The 25850-nt window shown below is 30.4% G+C and carries 27 protein-coding genes; 13 read left to right on the top strand and 14 right to left on the bottom strand.

All coding sequences use genetic code 11. From position 1 onward, the window contains the following. Positions 1 to 15: 15 nt before the first annotated feature. The 3 genes from mutL (at position 16) to BN1075_RS16530 (ending at position 4350) form a co-directional block, all read left to right on the top strand. Positions 16 to 1929 (top strand): DNA mismatch repair endonuclease MutL, encoded by a 1914-nt coding sequence (gene mutL, locus BN1075_RS16540; protein ID WP_040194350.1) that lies wholly within the window; start codon positions 16 to 18, stop codon positions 1927 to 1929. Positions 1930 to 1951: 22 nt separating this feature from the next. Next, positions 1952 to 2917: a tRNA (adenosine(37)-N6)-dimethylallyltransferase MiaA gene (miaA, locus tag BN1075_RS16535; RefSeq protein ID WP_040194349.1), complete on the top strand. Its 966-nt coding sequence runs from the start codon at positions 1952 to 1954 to the stop codon at positions 2915 to 2917. A gap of 152 nt (positions 2918 to 3069) precedes the next feature. Then, a complete protein-coding gene (locus BN1075_RS16530; protein ID WP_040194348.1) occupies positions 3070 to 4350 on the top strand; it encodes a methionine gamma-lyase family protein in 1281 nt (426 codons plus the stop codon). A 71-nt stretch (positions 4351 to 4421) separates the two neighbouring features. Here the strand turns inward: BN1075_RS16530 and lexA are convergent, their stop codons facing one another. Beyond that, entirely contained in the window at positions 4422 to 5030 is a 609-nt protein-coding gene (lexA, locus tag BN1075_RS16525) for a transcriptional repressor LexA (protein WP_040194346.1), read from the bottom strand. A 121-nt stretch (positions 5031 to 5151) separates the two neighbouring features. Here lexA and BN1075_RS16520 point away from each other — a divergent pair, with 121 nt between their 5' ends. From BN1075_RS16520 to BN1075_RS16505, 4 genes are all read left to right on the top strand, one after another. After that, positions 5152 to 6480 carry a DEAD/DEAH box helicase gene (locus BN1075_RS16520; RefSeq protein ID WP_040194345.1) on the top strand — a complete coding sequence of 443 codons (1329 nt, stop codon included), beginning with the start codon at positions 5152 to 5154 and terminating at the stop codon, positions 6478 to 6480. Positions 6481 to 6547: 67 nt separating this feature from the next. Continuing rightward, complete coding sequence (locus BN1075_RS16515) at positions 6548 to 7141, top strand: protein kinase (protein WP_040194344.1); 594 nt, start codon at positions 6548 to 6550, stop codon at positions 7139 to 7141. Positions 7142 to 7385: 244 nt separating this feature from the next. After that, a complete protein-coding gene (locus tag BN1075_RS16510; protein WP_081911638.1) occupies positions 7386 to 8072 on the top strand; it encodes a peptidylprolyl isomerase in 687 nt (228 codons plus the stop codon). Positions 8073 to 8560: 488 nt separating this feature from the next. Next, positions 8561 to 9418, top strand: a complete 858-nt coding sequence (locus BN1075_RS16505; RefSeq protein ID WP_040194343.1) for a hypothetical protein — start codon at positions 8561 to 8563, stop codon at positions 9416 to 9418. A gap of 67 nt (positions 9419 to 9485) precedes the next feature. Here the strand turns inward: BN1075_RS16505 and BN1075_RS16500 are convergent, their stop codons facing one another. The 3 genes from BN1075_RS16500 to BN1075_RS16490 form a co-directional block, all read right to left on the bottom strand. Continuing rightward, positions 9486 to 9932 carry a MarR family winged helix-turn-helix transcriptional regulator gene (locus BN1075_RS16500; RefSeq protein ID WP_040194342.1) on the bottom strand — a complete coding sequence of 149 codons (447 nt, stop codon included), beginning with the start codon at positions 9930 to 9932 and terminating at the stop codon, positions 9486 to 9488. Between the two features lie 190 nt (positions 9933 to 10122). Further along, positions 10123 to 10371 (bottom strand): AbrB/MazE/SpoVT family DNA-binding domain-containing protein, encoded by a 249-nt coding sequence (locus tag BN1075_RS16495; RefSeq protein ID WP_040194341.1) that lies wholly within the window; start codon positions 10369 to 10371, stop codon positions 10123 to 10125. Between the two features lie 232 nt (positions 10372 to 10603). Continuing rightward, complete coding sequence (locus BN1075_RS16490) at positions 10604 to 11095, bottom strand: YajQ family cyclic di-GMP-binding protein (RefSeq protein ID WP_040194340.1); 492 nt, start codon at positions 11093 to 11095, stop codon at positions 10604 to 10606. 199 nt (positions 11096 to 11294) lie between these two features. On the opposite strand from BN1075_RS16490, the gene BN1075_RS16485 reads away from it, so the two are divergent. Beyond that, positions 11295 to 11714: a hypothetical protein gene (locus BN1075_RS16485; RefSeq protein WP_040194339.1), complete on the top strand. Its 420-nt coding sequence runs from the start codon at positions 11295 to 11297 to the stop codon at positions 11712 to 11714. Between the two features lie 40 nt (positions 11715 to 11754). Here BN1075_RS16485 and BN1075_RS16480 read toward each other — a convergent pair whose 3' ends face one another. Further along, the gene (locus BN1075_RS16480) at positions 11755 to 12753 is read right to left on the bottom strand and encodes a tyrosine recombinase XerC (RefSeq protein WP_040194338.1); all 999 of its coding nucleotides are present in this window, start codon (positions 12751 to 12753) and stop codon (positions 11755 to 11757) included. A 403-nt stretch (positions 12754 to 13156) separates the two neighbouring features. Between BN1075_RS16480 and BN1075_RS16475 the strand changes: the two genes are divergently transcribed. The 3 genes from BN1075_RS16475 (at position 13157) to BN1075_RS16465 (ending at position 15436) form a co-directional block, all read left to right on the top strand. After that, entirely contained in the window at positions 13157 to 14056 is a 900-nt protein-coding gene (locus BN1075_RS16475) for a hypothetical protein (protein WP_148315531.1), read from the top strand. A 161-nt stretch (positions 14057 to 14217) separates the two neighbouring features. Continuing rightward, on the top strand, positions 14218 to 14769 hold the full coding sequence (locus BN1075_RS16470) for an NUDIX domain-containing protein (RefSeq protein ID WP_040194337.1): 552 nt from the start codon (positions 14218 to 14220) through the stop codon (positions 14767 to 14769). After that, positions 14759 to 15436 (top strand): CPBP family intramembrane glutamic endopeptidase, encoded by a 678-nt coding sequence (locus tag BN1075_RS16465; protein ID WP_081911637.1) that lies wholly within the window; start codon positions 14759 to 14761, stop codon positions 15434 to 15436. Before BN1075_RS16470 ends, BN1075_RS16465 begins: the two co-directional genes overlap by 11 nt. 195 nt (positions 15437 to 15631) lie before the next feature. Here the strand turns inward: BN1075_RS16465 and BN1075_RS16460 are convergent, their stop codons facing one another. The 5 genes from BN1075_RS16460 to BN1075_RS16440 form a co-directional block, all read right to left on the bottom strand. Then, positions 15632 to 17260, bottom strand: coding sequence for a sensor histidine kinase (locus BN1075_RS16460; protein WP_052406604.1), 1629 nt, complete (start codon positions 17258 to 17260; stop codon positions 15632 to 15634). Then, complete coding sequence (locus BN1075_RS16455; protein ID WP_040194335.1) at positions 17247 to 17945, bottom strand: response regulator transcription factor; 699 nt, start codon at positions 17943 to 17945, stop codon at positions 17247 to 17249. Before BN1075_RS16455 ends, BN1075_RS16460 begins: the two co-directional genes overlap by 14 nt. Positions 17946 to 18011: 66 nt before the next feature. Continuing rightward, complete coding sequence (locus tag BN1075_RS16450; RefSeq protein WP_040194334.1) at positions 18012 to 19313, bottom strand: ABC transporter permease; 1302 nt, start codon at positions 19311 to 19313, stop codon at positions 18012 to 18014. Then, a complete protein-coding gene (locus BN1075_RS16445; RefSeq protein WP_040194333.1) occupies positions 19300 to 20028 on the bottom strand; it encodes an ABC transporter ATP-binding protein in 729 nt (242 codons plus the stop codon). The genes BN1075_RS16450 and BN1075_RS16445 overlap by 14 nt, the downstream gene beginning before the upstream one ends. Before the next feature lie 4 nt (positions 20029 to 20032). Next, positions 20033 to 21601, bottom strand: coding sequence for an efflux RND transporter periplasmic adaptor subunit (locus BN1075_RS16440; RefSeq protein ID WP_040194332.1), 1569 nt, complete (start codon positions 21599 to 21601; stop codon positions 20033 to 20035). 327 nt (positions 21602 to 21928) lie between these two features. On the opposite strand from BN1075_RS16440, the gene BN1075_RS16435 reads away from it, so the two are divergent. Next, a complete protein-coding gene (locus BN1075_RS16435) occupies positions 21929 to 22225 on the top strand; it encodes a YciI family protein (RefSeq protein WP_040194330.1) in 297 nt (98 codons plus the stop codon). Positions 22226 to 22384: 159 nt separating this feature from the next. Here BN1075_RS16435 and purB read toward each other — a convergent pair whose 3' ends face one another. Beyond that, complete coding sequence (gene purB / locus BN1075_RS16430; protein ID WP_040194329.1) at positions 22385 to 23815, bottom strand: adenylosuccinate lyase; 1431 nt, start codon at positions 23813 to 23815, stop codon at positions 22385 to 22387. Between the two features lie 208 nt (positions 23816 to 24023). On the opposite strand from purB, the gene BN1075_RS16425 reads away from it, so the two are divergent. Beyond that, on the top strand, positions 24024 to 24239 hold the full coding sequence (locus BN1075_RS16425) for a DUF378 domain-containing protein (RefSeq protein ID WP_040194327.1): 216 nt from the start codon (positions 24024 to 24026) through the stop codon (positions 24237 to 24239). A gap of 57 nt (positions 24240 to 24296) precedes the next feature. On the opposite strand, the gene BN1075_RS16420 is transcribed toward BN1075_RS16425, so the two are convergent. From BN1075_RS16420 to BN1075_RS22450, 3 genes are all read right to left on the bottom strand, one after another. Further along, positions 24297 to 24479 carry a hypothetical protein gene (locus BN1075_RS16420; RefSeq protein ID WP_040194326.1) on the bottom strand — a complete coding sequence of 61 codons (183 nt, stop codon included), beginning with the start codon at positions 24477 to 24479 and terminating at the stop codon, positions 24297 to 24299. Between the two features lie 91 nt (positions 24480 to 24570). Then, on the bottom strand, positions 24571 to 25359 hold the full coding sequence (locus BN1075_RS16415) for a [Fe-Fe] hydrogenase large subunit C-terminal domain-containing protein (RefSeq protein ID WP_052406603.1): 789 nt from the start codon (positions 25357 to 25359) through the stop codon (positions 24571 to 24573). Between the two features lie 41 nt (positions 25360 to 25400). Then, complete coding sequence (locus tag BN1075_RS22450) at positions 25401 to 25754, bottom strand: hypothetical protein (RefSeq protein ID WP_052406602.1); 354 nt, start codon at positions 25752 to 25754, stop codon at positions 25401 to 25403. Positions 25755 to 25850 lie beyond the last annotated feature (96 nt).

Here is a 25850-nt window from a genome sequence, read left to right as displayed (position 1 = left end):
TAAGGTAGGTGTAATATGAGAAGAATTAATCTGCTATCTGAAAACACTGCCAACAAAATTGCAGCGGGAGAGGTTGTTGAAAGAGCAAGTTCTGTTGTAAAGGAACTTGTAGAAAATAGCCTTGATGCTGAAAGTAAGAATTTAAATATTGAGATAGAGGAAAGTGGTAATAAGCTTATCAGAATAATAGATGATGGAACAGGTATTCATCCTGAAGATATTTCAAAGGCTTTTATGCCCCATGGAACTAGTAAAATAGCATCACTAGATGATATTTACAGTATTCAGTCTTATGGTTTCAGGGGGGAAGCCCTCCCAAGTATTGCAGCTGTTTCAAAGGTTAAATTAAAGTCTAGACCGAGTGAATTTGAGTATGGAAGAGAAATCTTTATTGAGGGTGGAAGAGTAGTACATGAAATTGATCTTGGGTGCAACTTAGGTACGGAAATAGAGGTTAAGGATTTATTCTTTAATACTCCAGCCAGACAAAAGTTTCTTAAATCACCTCAAAGGGAGAAGTCTTTAATTAATGATTTAATGCTGAAGCTTGCTTTAGGCAGCTACAAAACATCTATGACTTTAATTAATGATGGCAAACAAGTGTTCAAAACCTTCGGAGAAGATGAACTTGATAAGAATCTTCGTATATTATACGGTAAAGAGGTATACGAAAATGTTATTCCTATAGAAAATCATGGTGATATTCTTTCCGTATATGGATATATAGGAAATGAAAGTATTAGTCGTGGAAGCAGGAATAGACAAAGCATCTTTGTAAATAAAAGACTTATAAAGAGTTCATTGATTACTGCAGCTGTAGAAAATGCATTTAAGTCCTTTATAATGGTTAATAAATTCCCATTCTTCGTTATTTATATCGATATTTTTCCGGAGTTTATTGATCCCAATGTTCATCCAACTAAAAATGAAGTTAAGTTCTTAGAAGATAGAGTTCTGTTTAAAACTGTATTTGATGCAGTTCATACTGCACTAAAAGAAGCTCTAAGAAAAAACTTTGTAATTCCAGAAGAGGAAGAAGAGGAAGTTCAGCCATTTAGACAGCCAGTAGAAAGGGATTATGCAGCTGAAGTAAGTCAATTAAGTCTTCATGAATATCCATCTGTAACTCCTGTTAGAGAACCTTCAAGAGATTCAGAAGTAGGTAATATGTCATCTAATTATATAAAGGAATCCATAGAAGCTTTCCCTAGCAATACTCAAGTTATGCATGAGAGTTTAAATACTTTTAATAAAGGTGAAATGACGTTAGCAGCAGAAGTCCATACAAATAATATTATTGAAAAGCCTATAGTTACTTCAGAAAGCAGGACTTATAGGGAATCACTAGCAAAATTCCCTAAAATTAAACTAATAGGGCAATGCTTTAATAGTTATATAATAGGGGAATATATGAATGAGCTGTATCTCATAGACCAGCATGCTGCTCATGAGAAGGTTCTCTTTGAAAAGTATAGAAAGAACATAGGTAATCTTAATGTGGTAAGTCAAATCCTTGCTGTACCTGCAATTATTCCTCTTACCTTTGATGAATATGCTCTTTTTAAGGATAATGAACAAGTGTTCTTAAATATGGGATTTGTCATTGAAGACTTTGGAGATAATGATATATTAGTGAGGGAAGTACCGTTATTCCTTGGTAATCCTCAAATGAATAAACTGTTCCATGAGATTCTTGATAATTTAAGAGGACTTGGAAGTGGCTTAACCATAGATGTGAAGTATGATAAGATTGCTTCTTTAGCCTGCAGAGCGGCAGTAAAGGCAAATGATAAATTATCAGATATAGAGATATTAGGACTCTTAGATGAGCTTAGATACATTGATGAGCCTTTTACATGTCCACATGGTAGACCAACAATTTTAAAATATACAATGAAGGACATCGAAAAAAGCTTTAAGAGAATATAACATAACAAGAAAGGGTTATAGTATGAAAGATTTATTTATATTAGCAGGACCTACAGGTATAGGTAAAACAAAAACCTCTTTAATAATTGCAAATGAACTTAAGGGAGAAATAATATCTGCGGATTCTATGCAAATCTATAAAAAGATGGATATTGGTTCTGCTAAAATTTCAAAGTCGGAAATGATGGGAGTGCCACATCATTTAATAGATTTTCTAGACCCTGATGAAAATTTTAGTGTTGCAGAATTCAGTTCCATGTCTAAAGAAGTAATAGAAGAAATATATAATAGAAACCATCTTCCGATGTTAGTTGGTGGAACTGGACTATATATCAATTCTTTGATATATAATTATAGTTTTGCTGAAACTAATAAGGACAAAGAATATCGTAAGGAGCTTGAAGTTTTAGCAGCTGAAAAAGGCGTTGAATACGTCCATGAAATGCTTAAAGATGTGGATGAGGTAAGTTATAAGAAGCTTTATCCAAATGACCTTAAAAGGGTAATAAGAGCTTTAGAAGTATATAAAGTAACTGGAATATCTATTTCAGAAGCTTCTAAGAATGAAGATATATTCAATATACCTTATAATGTATACTACTATGTTTTAAATATGGATAGAGCAAAGTTATATGAGAGAATAAATAAAAGAGTAGATATAATGGTGGAAGCTGGACTTTTAAATGAGGTTATCAGTCTTTCTAAGGAAGGTTATACTAAAGATATGCAGTCCATGAAGGGGATAGGGTATAAAGAAATTTTAGAAGCTTTAGATGGTGTTGTTTCTATGGATAAAGCCATAGAGAACATCAAGCAGTTTAGCAGAAACTATGCTAAAAGACAGCTCACTTGGTTCAGAAAGGATCCAAGAGCCATCTGGATAGATAAAGATAATTTCAACAGTGATGAAGAAGTTGCAGCTTATATAATTGAAGACTATAAAATAAGAAAACAAGAAAATGCTGTTGGGCAGGAAGAATGTTTATAGTTTAAGTTAAAGGTAAGATATTAAATCATAATGTATATATAATTTAAATAAATGAAAATCATATAGGTAGAGAGATTAATCAATAATTTGATTAATCTCTCTACCTATGTTAGTATTAGAATGTTATTTTATGTTAAGGAGCGAGTTTTTATATGTTAGATATTACAAAAGAGTATTTAAGTAATAATTTTAAAATAAATGAAGAGGTATTTAAGGTTTCAGAGCAAGCTTTAAAAGATGTAAGCGAGCAGTTTAAATTATTAGATGAGATTCGTGAGTTTAACCAATTAAAGGTTTTAAATGCTTTCCAGGAAGAAAGAATCAGCGATATGCATTTTACTAACTCAAGTGGTTACGGATATGGAGATGTAGGAAGAGATTCTTTAGATAAGGTTTTTGCAAGAGTGTTTAATGCAGAAGCTGCTTTAGTTCGTCCTCACTTTGTTAATGGAACTCATGCTATAGGTTGTGCTTTATTCGGAAACCTACGACCAGGAGATACATTACTTACTGTATGTGGTTCTCCATATGATACTTTACATAACATCATTGGAATTTCTAAAGAGACAAACATAGGTTCTTTAAGAGAATATGGCGTTAATTATAAACAAATAGAATTAACAGCTACTGGAAAAGTAAACATAGAGGAAATGCAGAAAGTTTTAAGCGAAGACTCTTCTATTAAGATGGTACATATACAAAGATCAACTGGATATGGCTGGAGAAACTCTTTAATGGTAAGTGAAATAGCAGAAGTTATTAAGGCTGCTAAAGAAGCTAAAGATGAGGTTATTTGCTTTGTAGACAACTGTTATGGTGAGTTTGTAGATACAGTAGAGCCAACAGACGTTGGAGCTGATTTAATTGCTGGATCTTTAATTAAGAATGCAGGTGGCGGAATTGCACCAACTGGTGGATATATAGCTGGTAAAGAAGCTTATGTAAATCAAGCTGCTTACAGATTAACTATTCCTGGAATAGGAGGAGAGTGTGGTTCTACATTTGGTGTAATGAGAACTTTATTCCAAGGCTTATTCTTAGCTCCTCATGTTGCTATGGAAGCTGTTAAAACTGCTATTTTCTGTGCAAGAATCATGGAGCTTTTAGGATTTGAAGTACTTCCTAAGTCAACAGAAAGAAGAAGTGATATAATTCAAGCCATTAAGTTCAAAGATAAGGATAAAGTTATAAACTTCTGCAAGGGAATTCAAGCAGGTTCGCCAATAGACTCTTTTGTTGAGTGTGAACCATGGGATATGCCTGGTTATGAAGATCAGGTTATAATGGCTGCAGGTGCTTTTATACAAGGTTCATCAATCGAGTTATCTGCTGATGCACCTATAAGAGAGCCGTATATTGCATACTTACAAGGTGGACTTACCTTTGACCATGGAAAAACAGGTGTTCTAATGGCATTATCTAGAATAATCTAAGGATATAAGATAACTATAGATACAATAAAACTCCACCCAATTGGGTGGAGTAATTGTTTTGATTTAGTTCCTTAGTATTTTCTGTAAATACCAGAAAGCTTACCAAGAACTTTGCAATCAGGAACAATAATAGGTTCCATTGTAGAATTCTCAGGTTGTAATCTAATATGACCGTTTTCTTTATAAAATCTTTTTATTGTAGCTTCGTTCTCTATAAGAGCCACTACAATGTCACCATTAGAAGCTGTAGAAGTCTTTTCTATAATAGCAAGGTCTTTGTCATGGATACCAGCTTCTATCATGCTGTCGCCTTGAACCTTAAGTATAAATAATTCATTTGTGCTATTTACAAAGTCTAGAGGAATAGTTAAATAATCTTCTATGCATTCTTCTGCAAGGATTGGTATTCCTGCTGTAACCTTACCAACGATAGGAATATCGATCATTTCTTTGCGCTGATATGGTTCTTGTAATAATTCGATAGCTCTAGGTTTTGTTGGATCACGTCTTATTAGACCTTTTTTTTCTAATCTTGTAAGATGCCCATGAACCGTTGAAGTAGAACTAAGATTTACAGCCTCACAAATTTCTCTAACTGAAGGTGGATATCCTTTAGTATTGACTTGATTTTTGATAAATTCGTAAATTTCAGATTGTTTGTTGCTTTTAATGTCAATCATAATAACACCTCTCAATGGTTGTAATTATAACATAATTAATGGTACATATCAAACTTCTGTTTGCATTTTTAACAAAATTAATTATAATTTATATAGAAAAATAATATTTGGAGATGAAATAATGAATAACTTTTTAGAATTAAATATAAAAAACAACATAGTTGAAGCCTTAAAAAAACAAGGTATTATTGAACCAACTCCCGTTCAAAGAGAAGCAATACCTAAAATAAGAGAAAATCTTGATGTAATCCTTGAAAGTGCTACTGGTAGCGGGAAGACTTTAGCTTATTTATTACCATTAATTGAAAAGGTGAATTACGAAAAAAGGGAAAATCAAGTTATGATTCTTGTACCAACCCATGAGTTAGCTTTACAAGTTAATGAGGTTATTAATAAAGTAGTGGAATTATCTTCTGAACCTATAAAATCAATGGTTATTATGGGAGATGTAAATATCAAAAGACAGATTGAAAAATTAAGAGATAAACCTCAGTTTGTAATTGGTTCACCTGGAAGGATATTAGAGCTTATAAAGCTTAAGAAGGTAACTGCTCATACTGTTAAAACTATCGTTATCGACGAATGTGATAAATTATTAGATGAAAACAATATAAATGTAGTTAAAAATGTTATCAAAACTACTTTAAGAGATAGACAGATTGTTCTGGCATCTGCTACTATAGATGAAAAAGTTAAAGCTACAAGCAGTGAAATAATGAAAGAACCAGAGTTTATAACGTGTACTACAGAAGTAAAGGTAAACCCAAACATAACGCATCAATATATTGTTTGTGATAGAAGAGATAAGGTTCTTACGCTTAGAAAGCTGATGGCATCAGTAAAGCCTAAAAAGGCAATTGCGTTTATTAATAAAAGCGATGAAATAGAAATACTAACTTCAAAGCTTCAATTTCACGGGTTAAAAGCTGATGGGATTCATGGAAGTTATGTTAAAAATGATAGAAGAAAAACTATGAATGATTTTAAATCTGAGAAAATCAATCTTTTAGTTTCCTCTGATTTATCCGCTCGTGGTCTTGATATAAGTGGAGTAACACATATATTCAATATAGATCTTCCAGAGGATATGAATACTTATGTTCACAGAAGTGGAAGAACTGCTAGAGGAAGTAAAAAAGGAACGGTAATTTCTATAGTAACTCCTTCTGAAATAGCTAGGCTTAAGAGTTTCACAAATAATTTAGAATTTAAACTTGAGGAAAAAACTCTATCTTATGGAAATGTGGTAGAGGTTAAGAGTGTAATTAAAAATGAGAAAAAGCTATCATCAAAGCCAAGCAAGGATAAAAAGAATGCTTTTGATGGATTTAAAAAGAAAAATGCTTCTTCTAGTAATAAAGCAAAAGCTAAAGGTAGTACATCTAAGAAAAAAGATGGCGGTAAATCTTTATCTAATAAGTCTAAGGGGAAAAAAGCTGTAAAGAAATAATGATATTAGTTAATATAGTATGAGTGTCTAGCATATAAATTAATATAGTGCTCTATTAGGGGGATTTATGTCTAGGCATTTTACTAATAAAATTTATTTAAGCGAAGATATAGAAAATCTTATTAAGGCTTCAAAATTCCTTGGAAAAGGAAACAATGGAGTGGTATATAGGATTGATGAACAGAAGATAATTAAAGTATTTAATGAAGAAAAGGTATGTAGAACAGAACTTTCCATACTTAAAGCTTCTAGTAAATGCGCGGCCTTTCCACAGGTATATGGTTATGGAGATTTCTATATAATCAGAGATTTTGTTGAAGGAATTCGCCTCGACAAATATTTAAATAAAAATCCTATTAATCGCGAAATTGTTCAAAGTATAGTGGACCTTATAATGGATTTCAAGAAACTCCATTATAAAAAGCTTGATATACGCTGTAAGGATTTATACGTACAAGAAGATTTCACTTTAAGAGTTATTGACCCAAAGAATAATTATAGTAAAACTGTGAATTATCCGAGACATTTAATGAAGGGTATTTTCAAAAGAAATCAAATTGGATTTTTTTTCTTTTATCTTCAACAAATTGATAAAGAACTTTACGAAAAATGGAGAATACAATTCCAGCAGTATGCTAATTCCTTGAGTGAACTTCCATAAAGGAGCACCTAATTAATGATTAGGTGCTCCTTCTTTTTGTAAATGATATTTTATATTAAATTAATATATTGAATAGTGGTATTTACATTAACATTAGTGTTAATAAAAAATTTTGTTTTTAATTAATCTTTAAAGTGATAAAATACATTTATATAGTGGTGAAGTTAACTTGGATAATAACTGAATTTTTGAAATTGGTTATTTGATTTATGAAATTTTGACTACATAATAAAGGAGATTTAAAATGAAAAAGAGAAGAATAGGCGTTTTAATTGCTACCTCAATTATGACTTTGACTTTGGTTGGCTGTGGTTCAAAAGTGAATGAAGATTCATCTGGGGCTCCAACTAGTGGAGACACTACTACGGTAGACTATTTATCAAAAGAAACTGAGAAAAAAGCTCAGGATAAAAATCCTGTTGCAACTATTGAAATGGAAGATGGAAGTATAATAAAGGTAGAGTTATATCCAGAAACAGCTCCGAACACTGTTAGAAACTTTATTTCACTTGCTAACGATAAATTCTATGATGGTTTGATTTTCCACAGAGTTATAAAAGATTTTATGATCCAAGGTGGAGATCCTCTTGGAAATGGAACTGGTGGCCCCGATTACTCTATTTATGGTGAATTCTCAAATAATAAGTTTGAAAATGAACTGTCTCATGAAAGGGGTGTTATATCTATGGCGAGATCAAGAGATATGAACTCTGCTGGTTCACAATTCTTTATTATGCATAAAGATAATAAAGGATTGGATGGCGATTATGCAGCCTTTGGAAAGGTAATTGAAGGTATGGATGTGGTTGATGCAATTGCAGCTACAGAAACTAATAGTAGTGATAAACCAGTAGAAGATATGAAGATTAAATCTATTACCGTTGACACTTTTGGGGTAGAGTACGGTGCACCTGTTCACTACTCAAAATAATGTAATTAACAGCCCTCGGGCTGTTTTTTTATTGCTTCCTCTTTTTGAAGCTTTATTTCTTCTTTAAAGGAAGAGTGGATTCATTGGTTTATTCCTTTAAATGTTATTGCTTCCTCATTAATTTTCAAAAGAAGTTATCTTGCTTTGTAAAACCTCCTTCTTTTTGACTCAAATTCAGTGGGTTTTCATAGGTTCTTTAAAATTCGATTTTTAAATTTCTATTTCTTTATCTTCTAGGAAATCTACTTTTGATTTTTATTTCAATTTTGAAATTCAATTTTATGGCACCCTTTTTATTTAAAATCCATTCAATATAATAACCGTTATATTGAATGGATTTTAAAAGAGTGCTACAACAATAATATGTAAACATAGCAACAACACATGTATACGTATGTATACATGTGTTTACTTGAAGTATACTTGAAAAGGGGTGGAAAATTGTATAAAATAGAGATAGATTTGAGGAAGAAAAGAGGTTTAAATATATGGATTCAATTTTAAGTGTAAGAATAAATGAGGAAGTAAAAGAAAAGTTTATAAAATTAGCGGAAGAACAAGGGGTAAACAATAAGGAATTCCTTGATTTAATAATAAAAAGTTATGAAATGAACAAAGTTACAGCGGATGTGGACTTTGTGAGGAATGATATCGAAGAGCTACAAGCAATCGTAAAAAGGGTAGTTGATATTTATATAAATATCATTGATAAAAGTAAATTAAGAACCACAGAATTGATAAATAACTTTAATTTAAGCATAGGTGAAGAAAAAGAAAAAACTGAAGGCTTCACTTTGGAAATTTCAAATATGAAAAAGCAATTGGAAGAGTTGAAAAGTGAAAATAAGGATTTGAAAAACTCCGGTAAAGAACTACAGGTTGCTCTATCCAAGGAAAAAGAGGCTATAAAAGAAAGTCGTGATATGAATTCAATTTTAAAAGAAAAACTTACTGATTTTAATAGGTATAAAGAGGAAAATGAAAAGTTGAAGAAGAATGCAACTGCTTCAGAGAAAGAATTAGCAACATTGCAAGATGAGTTTTATGATATAAAGCAGGAATTAGAAAAATATATCAGCGAAAATATGCAGCTTAAGGATAAAATAAATGAAATTATTAAAAATAACCACCTTAATGTAGAAGAGTTGAAATCAAATCATGAAGGTCAATTAAAATTGAAAGAAAATGAACTATCATTAAAGCTACAGCAGGAAATTCTTCAAAAAGAACAGGGATTACGTCAAGAAATTTGGGATTTGAAAGCTAAATATGATGAAAAAATCTCTTCTTTAATAAAAGAAAAGGAGGAACTGCTGTTTAAAATTTCTAAGATCCAGGATAAATAAGAAAAAAAGGCTTACTATTTTAAAATAGTAAGCCTTTTTTCTTATAAAGGATTAGTTTAAATACCTTTTAATGATTATATTCATTATATGCATTTGCTACAATTTCTAAAACTCTTTTAAAGTTTTCTTTATCATCAGTTTCAACACCTTTTAGGGCATAGTCCACGAATTTACATCTTTCCACAAGTACTTCATCTAATATTTTATGGCCCTTTTCAAGAGCCGTTATTCTTACAATTCTTCTATCTTTACAATCTCTAACTCTTTGAACTAATTCTTTTGCTTCCATACGGTCAACTAGATCTGTAATCGTGCTAGGGGCTTGGTATAATTTAGAGCTCAATTCGCTGATGGTAACTTCATCGTGATTGATTATAATTTGTAAAGCTTCGAATTGTGCAGGAGTTATATCATAGTCATCTAATATAACTCTACCTTTTTTCTTTATGTAAAAACAAACTCTCCTTAATAAAATTTCAGTTTCTTGAACTTGTAGATTTTCTTGATTATTCAAAAAATCACTCCTAAACTTTATGTTTTACTTATTCTAACATCATTAGTATAAATATAATTATACACTTTTTTATCAATAGAGTCAATTAATTACATTTTTTTAGATTTTATGCATACAATATAAAAAAAGTTCAGGATACATCTTATCCTGAACCCAAAATTAAATATATGTAATTAAGTAAGACTGGAAATTACTCTCTTATTTTAGCTATGCTATCTAAGCAATCTTGGCAAATGTTTTTACCTTTATAGTTTTGAACATCTCTAGCGTTTCCGCAGAATAAGCAAGCTGGCTCATATTTCTTTAAGATTATTTGATCTCTATCAACATATATTTCTAGAGCATCTTTTATCTCAATGTCTAATGTTCTTCTTAATTCGATTGGAATAACTATTCTTCCTAATTCGTCTACTTTTCTTACAATTCCTGTTGATTTCATAATACTTCCTCCTAGTGTTTTTAAATTCACTTCTTTAGTAATAATTTGATTAACTATAAACTAATATAAACTGTACATATTATTAAATTATCCAATTACAATTAAATTATACATTAATAGTTAATGCATAACTATTATAACTTAAATTTCACAAAAATAATAGACATTTTTTTTAATAATTTATAAATTTTTTTATTATTTACAAATAAAATTTGATTAATATTTAAAATTATTACCTATAGTTGGTAAATTGTAGGGCTATGCCGTAATCTTTTGATTTTAATAATTGCATTACAGCTTGTAGATCATCCTTATCTTTACCTGAAATTCTAAGCTGGTTATCCATAATTTGTGCTTGGATTTTCATTTTTGTGGCCTTTATATCTGCTACCATTTTCTTAGCTTTATCAGTTGCTATTCCTTTAATAAGCTTACAATCTACCTTTGCAGTTCCAAGAGAGCCGGAGTCTATTTTTCCTATCTCTAAAGCTTTTGAAGATATTCCTCTTTTTATTAGCTTTCCCTGTAAGATATCGATTACACTATTAAGCTTAAATTCATCATCTGAAATTATTTTAACTTCATCTTTAACTAAGTTAATTTCTGTTTTAGTGCCTTTAAAATCATATCTTTGTTTGATTTCTTTCATTGCCTGGTTGATAGCGTTATCAACTTCCTGCATATCAATTTCGGAAACCACATCAAAAGAATATGTACTTGCCATTTTATTATCCTCCTTTAAAATTTTTACTGTAAAAAAACACATAAATATATAATAATTTATTAAGCTCAATCTGTCTATATAAAATTTGTAAACTATCTATTATTTTGTAATTAACATTGAAGTTTTATTCAACTTTTGTTAAAATGATTAAATAGTTTAGCTTAAATATTAGTTTAATGTTTAAAAAAGGAGATAAAATATGAGAGATTTTATAGTGAATAACAATTCGTTTGATTGTGATAATTGTACTATTTGTACATGTGAAGATGGGAAAATATGCGAAAACTGTTCTAAATGTCTTGGAATAGATGGATACGAATCAAGAGCTATTAAAATTGATGAAGTTGTTGAGAAAAATGAAGATTCCAACTTGAAATTTGATCTTGGTGATTTCAGTGATTTTGATGTAGAAGATAATGAAGATAACTTAGAAGATGCTGATTATCACGCAGAAGCAGAAGATGAACTTCCATATATAGATGCAATGGAGGATGGTAACTGGGAGTACATTGAAGATATCGAAGGTATGGAAGAGATTATGCATGAAAATAACTCTTCTGATGTACTTGTGGAGCAATTTCCAGGTCTTTATGTGATCAATAAGAAAAAGAATAACTAAAATATGAGCCCAGTGTAGCTAAAACTGCACTGGGCTGTTTTTATTCATCACCTAGGGGATGGGTATTAATTGCAGTTCTCAAAGTCTCATCATCTACGTGCACGTAAATTTGAGTTGTACTAACATTTTCATGACCTAAAATCTCTTGTAATGTTTTAACATCTACACCACCATGTTTATGAAGCAGGGTGGCAGAGGTATGTCTTAACTTATGGGGTGTATATTTATCCTTATCTAACCCTGCAATGCCAACGTATTTTTTCACAATTCTTTCTACAGTTCTTTTATTAATTCTTCTATACTTACCACTAATAAATAAAGCATCCTTGTCTTCAGGATAAACTTTATCTGCTATTTCATTACGAACAATCAAATAACGGTTTATTGCTTTTAATGAGGCTTTATTCAAGTAAATTGTTCTTTCTTTATTACCTTTTCCAACAACGGTAAGGGTATCCCCCTTAATATTTGCCATGTTAATGCTGCAAAGCTCTGATAGACGCATGCCACAGTTAAGAAATAGGGTAATTATACATAAATCTCGTGGAGAATGCTTATCTCTGTTATTTGCAGCATGTAATAAATCCTTACTTTCATCAAGAGTTAAATAAATAGGGGAGCGTTTACCAAGTTTCGGACTCTCTAAATCTAAAGTTGGATCTGTGGCAATTATCTTTGCCTTAGAACATAGATAGTGGAAGAAGGACTTTAGAGAAGCAACTTTACGAGCCTTTGCATAGGTTCCATTGAGTCTCATATTTTCTAGGTAGGAGATATAACCATAGAAATCAACCAACTGTAAATTTTTAAAATGTTCAGCTGAAATATCATTAATGGGAATCTCTTCAAAAGATAAATCGTCAGAAAGTGAAACTTCTTTATGAAAAATCTTAAGATATTTGCAAAATAAAGATAAATCATAGGCATAGGCAGAAATAGTATTACTTGAAGCACCACGAACAGATGACATATAATTAAGATAATCCTTTAAGATTCTTGGAAGAGAATCATCATACATATAATTAATTTTTGAACTCATAAAATCAGGTCCCCTTTATAAAAATAATAATTAATGTCGCGAAACTTACATTTCACGACATTATATATTCGATAAGAAGTGGTCAAAATCCTTTATTTTTTAATATTTATATTATATTATTATTTTTATTTTAATCACCCTTCATTGCGTACATTTCAGAATATATTTTTTGTTTTCACATAAACTACTCCTAATATGCGTTGAAACATATGCTTTTCAATATATTTCATTATATATATAAATAATATAATAATAAAAGGATTTGTAAGCAATGATAAAAAATAAAAGTTTCTTAACGATAAACAATATAAAAATACTATTGGTTATAATAGTAAGCACCCTTTTGTTTTTGAGTAGTTTGTTCAATCCCAATGAAGCACTTGGGCTTATAGAAAATTATGATTTGAATTTTTATAATGGAGACTCCCCTTTATTTACTCCAACTTATGATGGTAGCAATCAAGCAGTGCACCCTAGTGTAATTTATGTAAAAGATAGATTTAATGGATTCAAGTACTGGATGGCAATAACTCCCTACCCTAACGGAAATGATGATTATGAAAATCCTCAAATTCTTGTAAGTAATGATGGAGTTAACTTTACATACTTTAAAACCTTAAATTCCTATTTAGATATTCCTAATGATGTTAAATTAGGTGGCCATTACTCTGATGTTAATCTTTGTTATGCCAATAATCAGCTAGAGCTTTACTTTAGGTATAATCCCCACATGAAGAATAAACTCCAGCCGGATAACGGTACAAATTTTGTTTATGTTATGAAATCAAAAGACGGATTGAACTGGAGTAAAAAACAACTGGTACTCAGCAATTCTACCTTCAAGGAGAAATATAACTATGTATCCCCTACAATTATTTATGATAATAATGTTTATAATATTTGGTTTTCAAATTATAGTACCAATCTTTATCATACAAGTACTAAGGATTGGATCAACTTTGAACCAGTTTCAACCTGTAATTTTCCACAGAAACCTGACAATATCAGTATCTGGCATCATGATATTATAAAGACTGCTGAAGGATATGAAATCATTATTTCAGCCTATGAAGATAAAAATAGTGGTGTTCAAAATTTATATCATTCTACCTCAAAGGATGGAGTAGATTTTTCAGGTTTTAAATTGACTCTTAAGCCTTCAACAGGCTCAGGTTTTGATAATTGTTCTTTATATAAAGCTTCTTTAGTGAAACTGTCGGATAAGTATCTTTTATACTACTCTGCAAGAAATAAAACTGGTCAATGGCATATCGGATTAGCCAAAAGAATGGGTGAACACTAATATTAGTGTCACCCATTCTTTTTCATATTGATTTTAAAGCTTCCAACAATGGATTAACTTTTAAGTCAATATTAACATAGGAATTTTAGCTAGTTAAACATTATATGGTATAATTATATATACGTTGGTTATATGGAATATTTTATATAAAGGAGGAAGATATGAAACATACAGAAGTACAACTTAAAAGTGAAGAGATATATAAAGGCAGAGTAGTTCATTTATTTAAGGATGAAGTACAATTAGAAAATGGTAGCCATACTACAAGAGAAGTTATAAGACATCCAGGTGGCGTATGTGTAGCAGCATTAGATGAGGATTTAAATCTCCTACTTGTTAAACAGTTCAGATATCCACTAGCAAAGGAGCTTCTTGAACTGCCAGCAGGTAAACTCGAATATGGAGAAGAGCCTTTAGAGTGTGGAACAAGAGAATTAGAAGAAGAAACAGGCTATACATCTGAAAGATTATCACTGCTTGGTAAATTGTATCCTACCCCAGCCTATACTGATGAAGTAATTTATATTTATTACACCATGGAATTAATAGAAAAGAAACAGAAGCTGGACGATGGTGAATTTTTGACGGTGATAAAAATGCCTTTCTGGGACGTGTATAAGAGGGTTATGGATGGTGAAATACTTGATTCAAAAACACAGATTGCAGTTTTAAAGCTGGGAGCTATTTTAAAGGATGATATTCATGGAAAATAGAAAAAGTGCTTACGGTGTAATCTTAATAGTAATTATAAGCGGATTGATAATGGCTTATATAGATGCCATAATTTCGCCTCCTTACTTTATAAAGTCCATCTTTAAAATAATAACATTTTTAGCGTTACCTTTTTTACTTTGTAGATTCAATAAGTCTTTAAGTTTTAAATCTGTATTTAAATTGGATAGAAAGAGTTTAAAGGTATCTTTAGCATTAGGGATAGCCGTATATATTATTATTATAGGTGCTTATTTCACTCTAGGAGGATTCTTTGACTTTTCTAATGTTACTAAAGCTTTAAATTCAAATATGGGGGTAAATGCAAGAAATTTTGTATATGTTGCCTTGTATATATCCTTTATTAATTCTCTTTTAGAGGAGTTTTTCTTTAGAGGCTTTGCTTTCTTGAATCTTAAAAGAGTATTTAGTAAAAGATTTACATATGTATTTAGTTCAATATCTTTTGCTCTATATCATATTGCAATGATGGTAAGCTGGTTTGATCCCATTCTATTTGTTTTTATCATCGTAAGTTTATTCTGTGCTGGAATGCTCTTTGACTGGCTCAATGACAAATATGAGAATATTTATTGCTCTTGGCTTGTTCATATGTGTGCTAATTTTGCAATAAATACTGTAGGATTTATGCTATTTGAAATAATTTAAAGAAAAACAACCAATGTTTAATTTGGACTATTCCCGGTCAAGTAGACAGATTAAATAATAAAAATTTAGACTTAAAGCATTTTAGTAGAAGTATTGACTAGTCTATACTTCTACTAAAATGCTTTTTTATAAATTATTTATCATAGGATTTCTATACCACATTTGGATATTATTTATTTGGTGTTATTAATTAAGCTATTCTTTAGGCATTGTTATTTCAAATACAGTAACATATTCAGCATCATTATTAATTTTTAACTGTATAGTTCCTTTATGCATCTCAACAATTTTTTTTACTATTGCAAGCCCTAAACCTGAACCTTCTTTATTAGTTCTAGATTCATCTCCTACAGTAAATGCATCAAAAATATTTTTAGAAATTTCTTCAGAGATACCTACACCATTATCTGCTACTATAATTTTATAATTATCATTTTCACGAATTAATTCAAAATATATTGTAGTACCTTTAGGATTATGTTTTACTGAATTTCCTAAAAGGTTATCTAATATCCTTAGAAACTGTATTTTGTCAATATTACATAGTAGAACTTCGTCTGGAATATTAACCTCTAAATCAAAGCCTGCATCTAATAAATCTTCATATTTTATTGCAAGATATGATCTGATACATTCACTTAAATCAACTTCATTAAATACCAATTGAAAGTCCGGATGCTCTAATTTACTATATTCATAAAACATATTAATTAAATCATTTAATCTTGTTGATTTAGCATAAATGATATTTAAATATTTATCTAAATCATTTTTAGATATGACACCATCCACTAAAGCTTTCGAATAACCTTGTATCGTTGTTATAGGTGTTTTCAAATCATGAGATATATCTGAAAGAATCCTTTGTTTATCATTAGATAATCTATCCTTTTCTATTTCACTATTTTCCAATTTATTAACCATAATGTTAAATGCATCACATATTTGTACGAACTCTTTTGGGCCTCGATACTCTATTAGTGATTTACTCTTACCTTCAGCCAGTGAATACATTGCATCTTCTAATTTTTTTAGTGGTTTTTTTACCTTTTTTCTAAGAAGCATTACGAATAATATAATACAAACGATATATACAACTATAAATATACGTATAGAACCTATTGACCACGAATCTAGCCTTTCCATAAATTCTTCTTCATTAACATGTTTCTCTTTAATAATTAAAGTTCTTGATTCATTTAAAGAATTTTTAAAACTATATTTTGTTATGTTGTATTTTTCAGGGGAAGTACCTAGTAAATATCCCAACTCTTCTTTTGTGTAAGATAGATTTGAATTTTCGTCCATACCAATGCTTCTAAAAACAACATTTAGATCTTTATCAATAATTTCAAACCACCCCTCATTATAGTCACTTACAGTTTCATCACTTTGATTATATGAAAAATCTTCCCTTATAATTAAAGCTATCTCTTCTCCATCATTTTTAAACTTATAACTATTAACTAACATCCCACTGCCATCATAGTTTTTAATAAACTCTAATTCTCTTTGAGTGTAAGATTTAACTTTTTTTCCATCTCCAACACTATATATTACATTATTGTTTTCATCTAGTATTTCTATTATTCCTTCTTTACCAGCAATTTTAGTAGGATTTAATCTACTATATTTTTCTTTGTATAGTAATGATTCTTCCTTTTCAGTTATTCCAACTGGAATATCTGATCGTTTGCTAATCAATAATAATCCTAAAGAAGTAATAATACTTACTGTAACTACAATTGCTATGGTGAATGCAATATAATTACCTATTAGTAAAGAAAAAATACTACCTCTATTTTTATTTTTATATCTTTTCAAACTTATAACCTAACCCCCTTACATTTTTTATATAAATAGGGTTTTTTGAATCATCTTCTATTTTTTCCCTAAGTTTATGCATATGAACCATTATGGTATTATCATCACTTTCAAAATATTCACCATTTATATTTTCATATATTTGAATCTTAGTAAAGACTCTTCCAGGTGATTTCATAAGCAATGCTAATATTTTAAATTCTGTAGGTGTTAGCCTAATTTCTTGATCATTTTTATATGCTGTAAATGTATCTAAATTTATACTTATGTTCCCTAATTTAATAGTCTCGTCTTCTATTACCCTCTCATCATTATTATAATCATAAGTACGTCTAATTAAAGACTTAACTCTAGCTATAACCTCTAAGGGATTAAATGGCTTCGTTAAGTAATCATCAGCACCTAAATCTAACCCTAAAATTTTATCACTATCTAAATTTCTAGCTGAAAGTATTAGAATTGGTACTGTCCCCATTTCTCTTATTTTTTTTGTTAACTCATAACCATTTAACTTAGGCATCATTATGTCAAGTATTACTACTGAGATTTTAGTACTCTGGACTATTTTTAATGCTTCTTCCCCATTATTGGCAGGAATAACTTCATAGTTCTCTTTTTCAAGATATAATGTCAATAATCCAATTATATCTTCGTCATCTTCAGCAATCAGTATTTTATTTTTCATAACTTACCTCCAATTTTCTTTTAAAGTATTTAATATTTTGTTGTTTTTAACAATACTTTAATTTACCTATTCATATCTTAATGCATCAATAGGGTTCATTTTAGCTGCCTTACTTGCAGGATAATATCCAAAGAATACACCTATTGCCATAGAAAAAGTCACTGCATAAAACATTGCTTGTATATTAGGTTTAACTACTTTACCTAATATATTTGTTACAGCAGCACCTAACCCTACACCTGTTATTATACCTATAATTCCACCTATAAGGCAAATTACCACTGCTTCTACTATAAATTGAAATAAAATAATCTTTCCTTTTGCTCCTAAAGCCTTTCTTATTCCTATTTCCTTAGTTCTTTCAGTTATAGAAACCATCATTATATTCATAACCCCAATACCTCCAACAAGGAGCGAAATTGCAGCTACACCACTTATTGCAAGCTTAACATTACCTATCATCTTATTAACTGATTTCATCATAGATTCCATACTGTAAGCCATAACTGTGACGTCAGGATTACGGTTATATACACTTTCAAAATATTGTCTTGTATTAAAAAGTAAGCTATCTAAATCTGCTTCCGTGGAAGGTAGAATAGTTGCAGTCATATAACCAGGTTGTTTTTTTAATAATTTTTTAGCTGATGATATTGGAATATATACAGTAGTTGACTCTTCGCCATTATTACTAAATGATATTTCTCCATCATTTTTTACATACTCATAAACACCACATATATATATTCGCACAACGTTATCCTCTAGTGTTATTTCAAAACTTTTACCTAAAGCTTCTTCATAAGTTAAGCTTTCTCCGAAATATTTATTAACAAATTTATCACTTACAACTGCAACATTCCTAGAACTTTCAACATCGCCTCCATTAATAAATCGTCCTTGTAGCATATTGATTTTTTCTACACTTGAATACTCACTATTGATTCCCTTTATTGAAATCTCAGCTTTGTTTTTACCATTAGCTAATTTATTAGTACCAACATCCTCAACAACAGAAATAGCTCTTATATCATCTTTAAAGATAGCTTTATAGTCCTTTAACATCTCGTCTGTTATATAATCCTTTTCTTGGATTTCATATGGATTATAGATTCCATCTTCACTTTCGTTATAGGTTCCATCCTCATTTATTTCACCCATGTTTTTTTGTTCTAGACCAATATTTATATTCCTAGCTCCAACCCCAGACATTTCACTAGTTATTGAACTTGCCAATGAATCTCCAACTGTAACAATTGCTATTACAGATCCAATTCCTATTATTATCCCTAGCATAGTAAGGATTGAACGCATCTTATTTGAAAACAAGCTATTAATAGCTAATTGTATATTCTCAATTATCCCCATTGTATGCTCTCCCTTCGCGGTCACCTATAACCAATCCATCTTTAATAGTAACAACTCTAGGGCATTCTTCTGCTAGTTCCTTGCTATGAGTTATTAGAACTATAGTTTTCCCTTGATTTCTATTTAAATCATGAAAAATATTCATTACGATTCTGCTTGTTTCACTATCTAAGGCTCCTGTAGGTTCATCGGCTAATATAATTGCAGGATTATTTGCTAAACTCCTAGCAATTGCAACTCTTTGCTTTTGTCCTCCTGATAATTCATTAGGTTGATGATTGCCTCTATCCTTCATACCAACCATATCTAATAACTCCATGGCTCTCTCTGTTCTTTTCTTGGCTGACATTCCTGCATAAAGCATTGGTAATTCTACATTCTTAAGGGCACTTGTTCGCCCTATTAGATTAAAGTTTTGGAAGACAAACCCTATTTTTTCATTACGAATATTACTCATGTCATCATCTGGACACTTACCAAGGTCAATCCCATCTAAAAAATATTCTCCTTCAGTTGGCTTGTCCAGTACGCCTATAATATTCATAAGTGTTGATTTGCCTGAACCAGACTCTCCTACAACTGCTATAAATTCTCCAGGATAAACCTTCAAATCTATTCCATGTAAAATTTCTAATTCATTGGGTTGTCCGACATAATAACGCTTAATTATTTTACTCATTTCAATTAAAGGCTTACTATTTTCTATACTATTCATACTCTTAAAAACCTCCGCCCATATCTGATTCAAAGTTATTATTGTCAAACTCTTCTAAATTAACATTAGCTTTTACTTCTAATCCTTCTTTAAGTTCAGCTCCACTTATTTCAATATAATAATCATTTTTCATACCAGTTGTTACCTTAGTTTCTTTAAATTCTCCAGTTTTATCTTTTACAAAAATCTTACTTTCTCCATCTATATCATTTATAGCATCTAACGGCACAACAAAAACATTTTCTTTGCTTGACATAATGATTTCAGCTTTAGCTTTTGATCCGATAAATAATCCTTTAGCATCATTTACTGCTATATCTGCTGAGAAACCACTATTATTTTCTACCTGGCTTGCTGTTGGTGAAATTCTTACTAACTCTCCTTTTATCTTTTCGGTTAAAGAGTCACTTGATATTTCCGCCTTCATTCCCACAGTCACTTTTGATATATCATATTCAGGTATATTTACTGAAATTATAAGTTTATCCGTAGATTGTATAGTTGCTATTACTCCTTCAGTCATACTCCCTACTGTAGCCTTAAGTTCAGTAACCTTTCCATCTGACTCAGCTTTTAATACTGTTTTCTCTAGCTTTTCCTCTAAAGCTTTTAATTCATCATTTTTATCTAATTTTTGGATTTGTGTATTTATTTCTTTAAGGCTTTCATTAATTGTAGCAATCTCTGAATCATCATTATTTATTGTTTTTGCACGAGTTGACACAGCAGAATCATATTCAGATTGTGCAGTTTGCTTAACATTAAGTTTTCCATTATATTTTTCTAATGCAGCATTATAGTTTCCTGCTATTCTATCATAGTCATATAAACTTTTAGCTTCTTCTAACTCACGCTCTTTTGAACTTAAATCATCTTGTGCAGCCTTATAATCTTCATATGCCTTTGAATTTGTTGCACCACCTGAATTTATCCATGCACTGTATAAATTATCTCTATTTTTTATTGAATTATCGTAAGCATCTTGTTTGTCCTTTATTGCACTAATCATAGTTTTGTACTTAGATTCTTCGCTTTGAAAACTAGCTTTACAATTTTCAAACTCATAATTTGCTGTGTCTAAATTTTGTTTTGATATATTTACTAGCTTGTCTTGTTCAGCTGAATTCAAAGACTTATTTGCTCTTGCAGTATTTAAACTATTTATTGTTTTATCATAACTTGCCTTCAGTTTTTCTCTTTCAGTAGAGATGTCTTCTCTTTTGCTCTCTATTTCCTTTTTGATATTAGTATCATCTAATATCGCAATAACATCTCCTTTTTTAACTAAATCTCCAACCTTAACATTAAGAGTTTTTATTTTCTCTGAAAATGAACTAGTTACACTAGTTAATTCAGCACTTGCAACCTTTCCACTAACAGTAATAGAGTTATTTATACTACTCTTTTCTAAATTCACTGTACGAACATAGTCACTTAAACTATTAATTTCACCACCAAAACTATTTTTGCTCTTAATGAAAAATATACCACCACCAATAACTATAACAACACCTAATGATATAATAATTTTCTTATATTTTTTTGTAAGTTGTACAACCTTAATTTTATTCATCTTAACTCATCAACCTTTCTTAAAATATAAACTAATTTTAGAGTTTTAAGATTAACTATTGATTTATATAACCTTAATGTTACCTTAATATTTAAATTAAATATTAAGGTTTCCTTAAATCCACAATTTAGTGTGACTATGAGCATATCAATCAAAACTTGTTTTTTTTAATGTGAAATGTTATATAAAAATGCTAGTTTTATGGGTGGTGAACATTTGTTCGAATAGCGGCTTTCTATCATCTTATCTAAAAAATAAAATTCCATATATTAATCATAATAATTTAAGTATATAATTAGCTTAATGTACTAATAGGAGGAATGAAAAATGAAATACTTTATTGTGGAAGGTATCCTTAAAGCTGCAGATAAGATTAATGATAGTATTATGAAGGAGCATATGGCTTACACTCAAAGAGCCATGGAAGCTGGAATGATATTAACCTCTGGTCTTAAATCAGACATGAGCGGAGGCATATTTGTTATGAAGGCTGAAGCTCTAGAAAATATAGAAGCTTATTTATCAAAAGAGCCTTTTAATGTTTATGGAATTCAGGAGTATAAAATAACAGAGTTTGAGCCACATTACTTTAATCAATCACCAAGTGAATGGTTTAATAAGTAGTTTTATAATAAATAAAGCTAAAGGCAGCTTAAATAAATATAAACACCCTAAACCTTGCAATTTCAAAGGTTTAGGGTGTTTATATTTTAAAGTCATTTATTATTTAACAATGTAAAAATGCCATTTTCACGGAAGTTGAACGTTTGTTCGCCGTTATTCTTATACTGTTATTTCAACCTGTTCTCCAAGTTCATCTTTGTTAGCTTCTAGAATTGGATTTACATATTCTTCAATGAAATCAACTACTTGACCGCTTGCTCTTCCAGTGAATTTACTTGGGTCGATAATAGCTAGAATTTCCTCTTTGGTTAATCCAAAGGAATCATCTTCTAAAATTCTATCGATTAAATCATTTCTTTCTCCAAATTCTTTTACTTGTCTTGCAGCGGCTAAAGAATGAACTCTGATTTTTTCATGAAGTTCCTGTCTATCACCTCCACGTTTAACTGCTTCCATCATAATGTTTTCTGTAGCCATGAATGGTAACTCACTGTTTACGTGAGCAGCTATAACCTTCTCATATACTACCATGCTTGAAGTTATGTTAATATAAAGGTTTAATACTCCATCTAAAGCTAAGAAGGCTTCAGCAACGGATATACGCTTGTTAGCAGAGTCGTCAAGGGTTCTTTCAAACCATTGAGTAGAAGCTGTTACAGCTGGGTTTAAAGAGTTTATAATGATATATCTAGCAAGAGCACTTATTCTTTCGCTTCTCATTGGGTTTCTTTTATAAGCCATTGCAGATGAACCTATTTGATTTTTTTCAAATGGTTCTTCCATTTCCTTCATGTTTTGAAGTAATCTCATATCGTTACTAAATTTATAAGCACTTTGAGCTATTTCAGATAAAGTGTTTAAGATTATAGAATCAAGCTTTCTAGAATAAGTTTGGCCTGTAACAGGATAAGCTTTTTTAAAGCCCATTTTCTCACAAACAATTTTATCAAGTTCCTTAACCTTAGATTCATCTCCATTGAATAAAGTCATAAAGCTTGCTTGAGTTCCAGTTGTACCTTTCACTCCTCTGAATTTCATTTGATCAATAACAAAGTCAAGGTTTTCAAGATCCATTAAAAGCTCCTGCATCCATAGTGTAGCTCTCTTACCGACTGTAGTAAGTTGTGCAGGTTGTAAATGTGTGAACCCAAGTGTTGGTAAGTCTTTATATTTCATTGCAAATTTACTTAATTGATCTAATATGTTTATTAGTTTTTTTCTAACAAGAATAAGAGCATCTCTCATTACTATTAAGTCTGTGTTATCACCAACATAACAGCTAGTAGCTCCTAAATGGATTATTCCTTTAGCTGAAGGCGCTGATAATCCATAAGCGTAAACATGGCTCATAACGTCATGCCTAACTTCTTTTTCTCTAGCTGCAGCTAATTCGTAATCTATATTATCTATATTTTCTTTAAGCTCTTTTATTTGCTCTTCAGTTATATTTAATCCTAGTTCTCTCTCTCCTTCAGCAAGAGCAACCCATAGCTTTCTCCAAGTTTTGAATTTTTTCTCATCCGAGAATATGTAACTCATTTCTTTAGATGCGTATCTAGAATTTAATGGTGAATTATATGCATTTCTCATAAAAACCTCCGTACAAAAATTAAGTTTTTTGTTTTATCATTCAGAATTATAACATACTTTATATGGATTAGTCCATTTTTAATTCGCATATTAATAATAAATCCATATTTTTTCGTTCTAATATAAATTTGTATCACATATATATAGATAACCAACTTTAACATTATTATTAGTAACAAAAAAGTCATATTTTTAGGGGGGAATTTAAATGTGCAAGATTAGCTTTTTTGACAAATTATCTTTGATATTAGTCATCATTGGCGCACTAAACTGGGGAATTTTTGGCATCCTTAATTTCGACGTAATACATTTTATATTTAGCTTTTCAGATATCCTTGTAAGAGCTATTTATATTTTTGTAGGTTTAGCAGGAATTAATTTAATAAGATTCTTGGTTTGTTTGACTAAAGGTAAGGTTAAGTAATAGTAATATTTAAAATGGACTACAGTAAAACTTTTACCGTAGTCCATTTTAATGAATTTACTTAGTTTCTTCAATTAACTTATTTAATTTATTTTGAACCATCCAAAGTTTCTTTTGCTTTCTATTGTAAGAAACCATTATGTTTTTATTATTCATATTATCTTCCATTACCTTCATATAATGGTCATCAGCCACTTTAAAAGCGTCTCTAATTACTAAAAGCTCCTCTTTAGTAAACATGTCAATTCCTCCATTTACATTTATATTCAATTTATTATAACATAAAATACTTATTTTAAGAAAATCATAAACAAGACTTTTATATAAATATTTACTTGAATTCTCTTTCAAACATAGAACATTGATCCTTGAATTTATCTAAATCCGTTATGCCAATATTCCCTAGGATATTCATTAAAATAGTACTGTGAACGGGAATTTTTATTGCAGAAGCCTTAGCATCCTTTTCAACTGACTCACGTCCAGCTTCCATACTGATGATAACCTTAGGACCACCGACACAACCGCCAGTACACCCCATACCTTCTATAAAGCTGGCTTTTACTTTACCTTCCTCTAAATCTTTAAGTAAAGCTTGGCAGTTTCTCACTCCATCAACATGAATAGAGGAAAAGAGCTTTCTTTTCTCAAGAAATAGATGATCCACAATGTCCCAAACTGCTTCAGTAACACCTCCACTTCTGGCATACAACCTGCCACCAGTAGAAGCATAATCTATGGAAGAAAGTCCTTTTAAGTCCTTTGGAGATATTTTTAAGACTTCAAATATCAATTTTATTTCTTCGAACGTTAAAACATAATCGATTGCTCCTATAAGCTCTTTATCCTTAGCTTCTGATTTTTTTGCCAAACAGGGTCCAATAAAGACTACTTTTATGTTTTCATTTAAACTTTTAATTATTCTGCCCATTGCAATCATAGGAGAAACAGATGGAGAAACCTCAGGCATAATCTTAGTGTACACCTTCTTTAATAAGTTAATCCAAACTGGACAACAATAGGAAGTAATGATGAAGTCTCCTTCCTTATGAACATGCTCATTAAATTCAATGGCCTCCTTTATGCTTAATACATCTGAACCTAAAGCAACTTCGATCATATCCTTAAAGCCTAAAGTTATAAAGGCTTCTCGAAGCTGGTCTAAATAAATTTCTCTTCAGTATTTTCAGCTTTAAATATTGCATTGAAAGGACAAATACTTTGGCACTTGCTAACTCCTCGTATATTTTCGCAGTCCTTATTGCAGGAACGGAGCTTTTGAACAATTTTTTCTCTCACTCTGTTTTGAGTTATAGCTTCCACAATATTATAGGCAAAAGTTGAAGGCTCTTTAGTACTATTAACTTTCATACCACATAAAGCAGCAAGGACTTCTTCGCCCTGTCTTCTATCTTCAAATTCATGATTTAAAATATAATCAAGGGTTTCCTCAAACTCACTGTTATAATAGGCAGTTACAAGCTTTTTATATATGTCTGAATACTTCTTTTTCAAATTAACACATCCAATCAATAAAATAAATACTTTATGAAAGTTTTAATATCTATTAGAATAAATATGAAAATAAGATATAATTATGTATAATATTTT

Origin of the sequence: Clostridium culturomicium (assembly GCF_000821305.1) — a bacterium.
Classification (GTDB): domain Bacteria; phylum Bacillota; class Clostridia; order Clostridiales; family Clostridiaceae; genus Clostridium_J; species Clostridium_J culturomicium.
The sequence above is the reverse complement of the archived record's forward strand: the minus strand, read 5'-3'. Positions and strand labels throughout refer to the sequence as shown.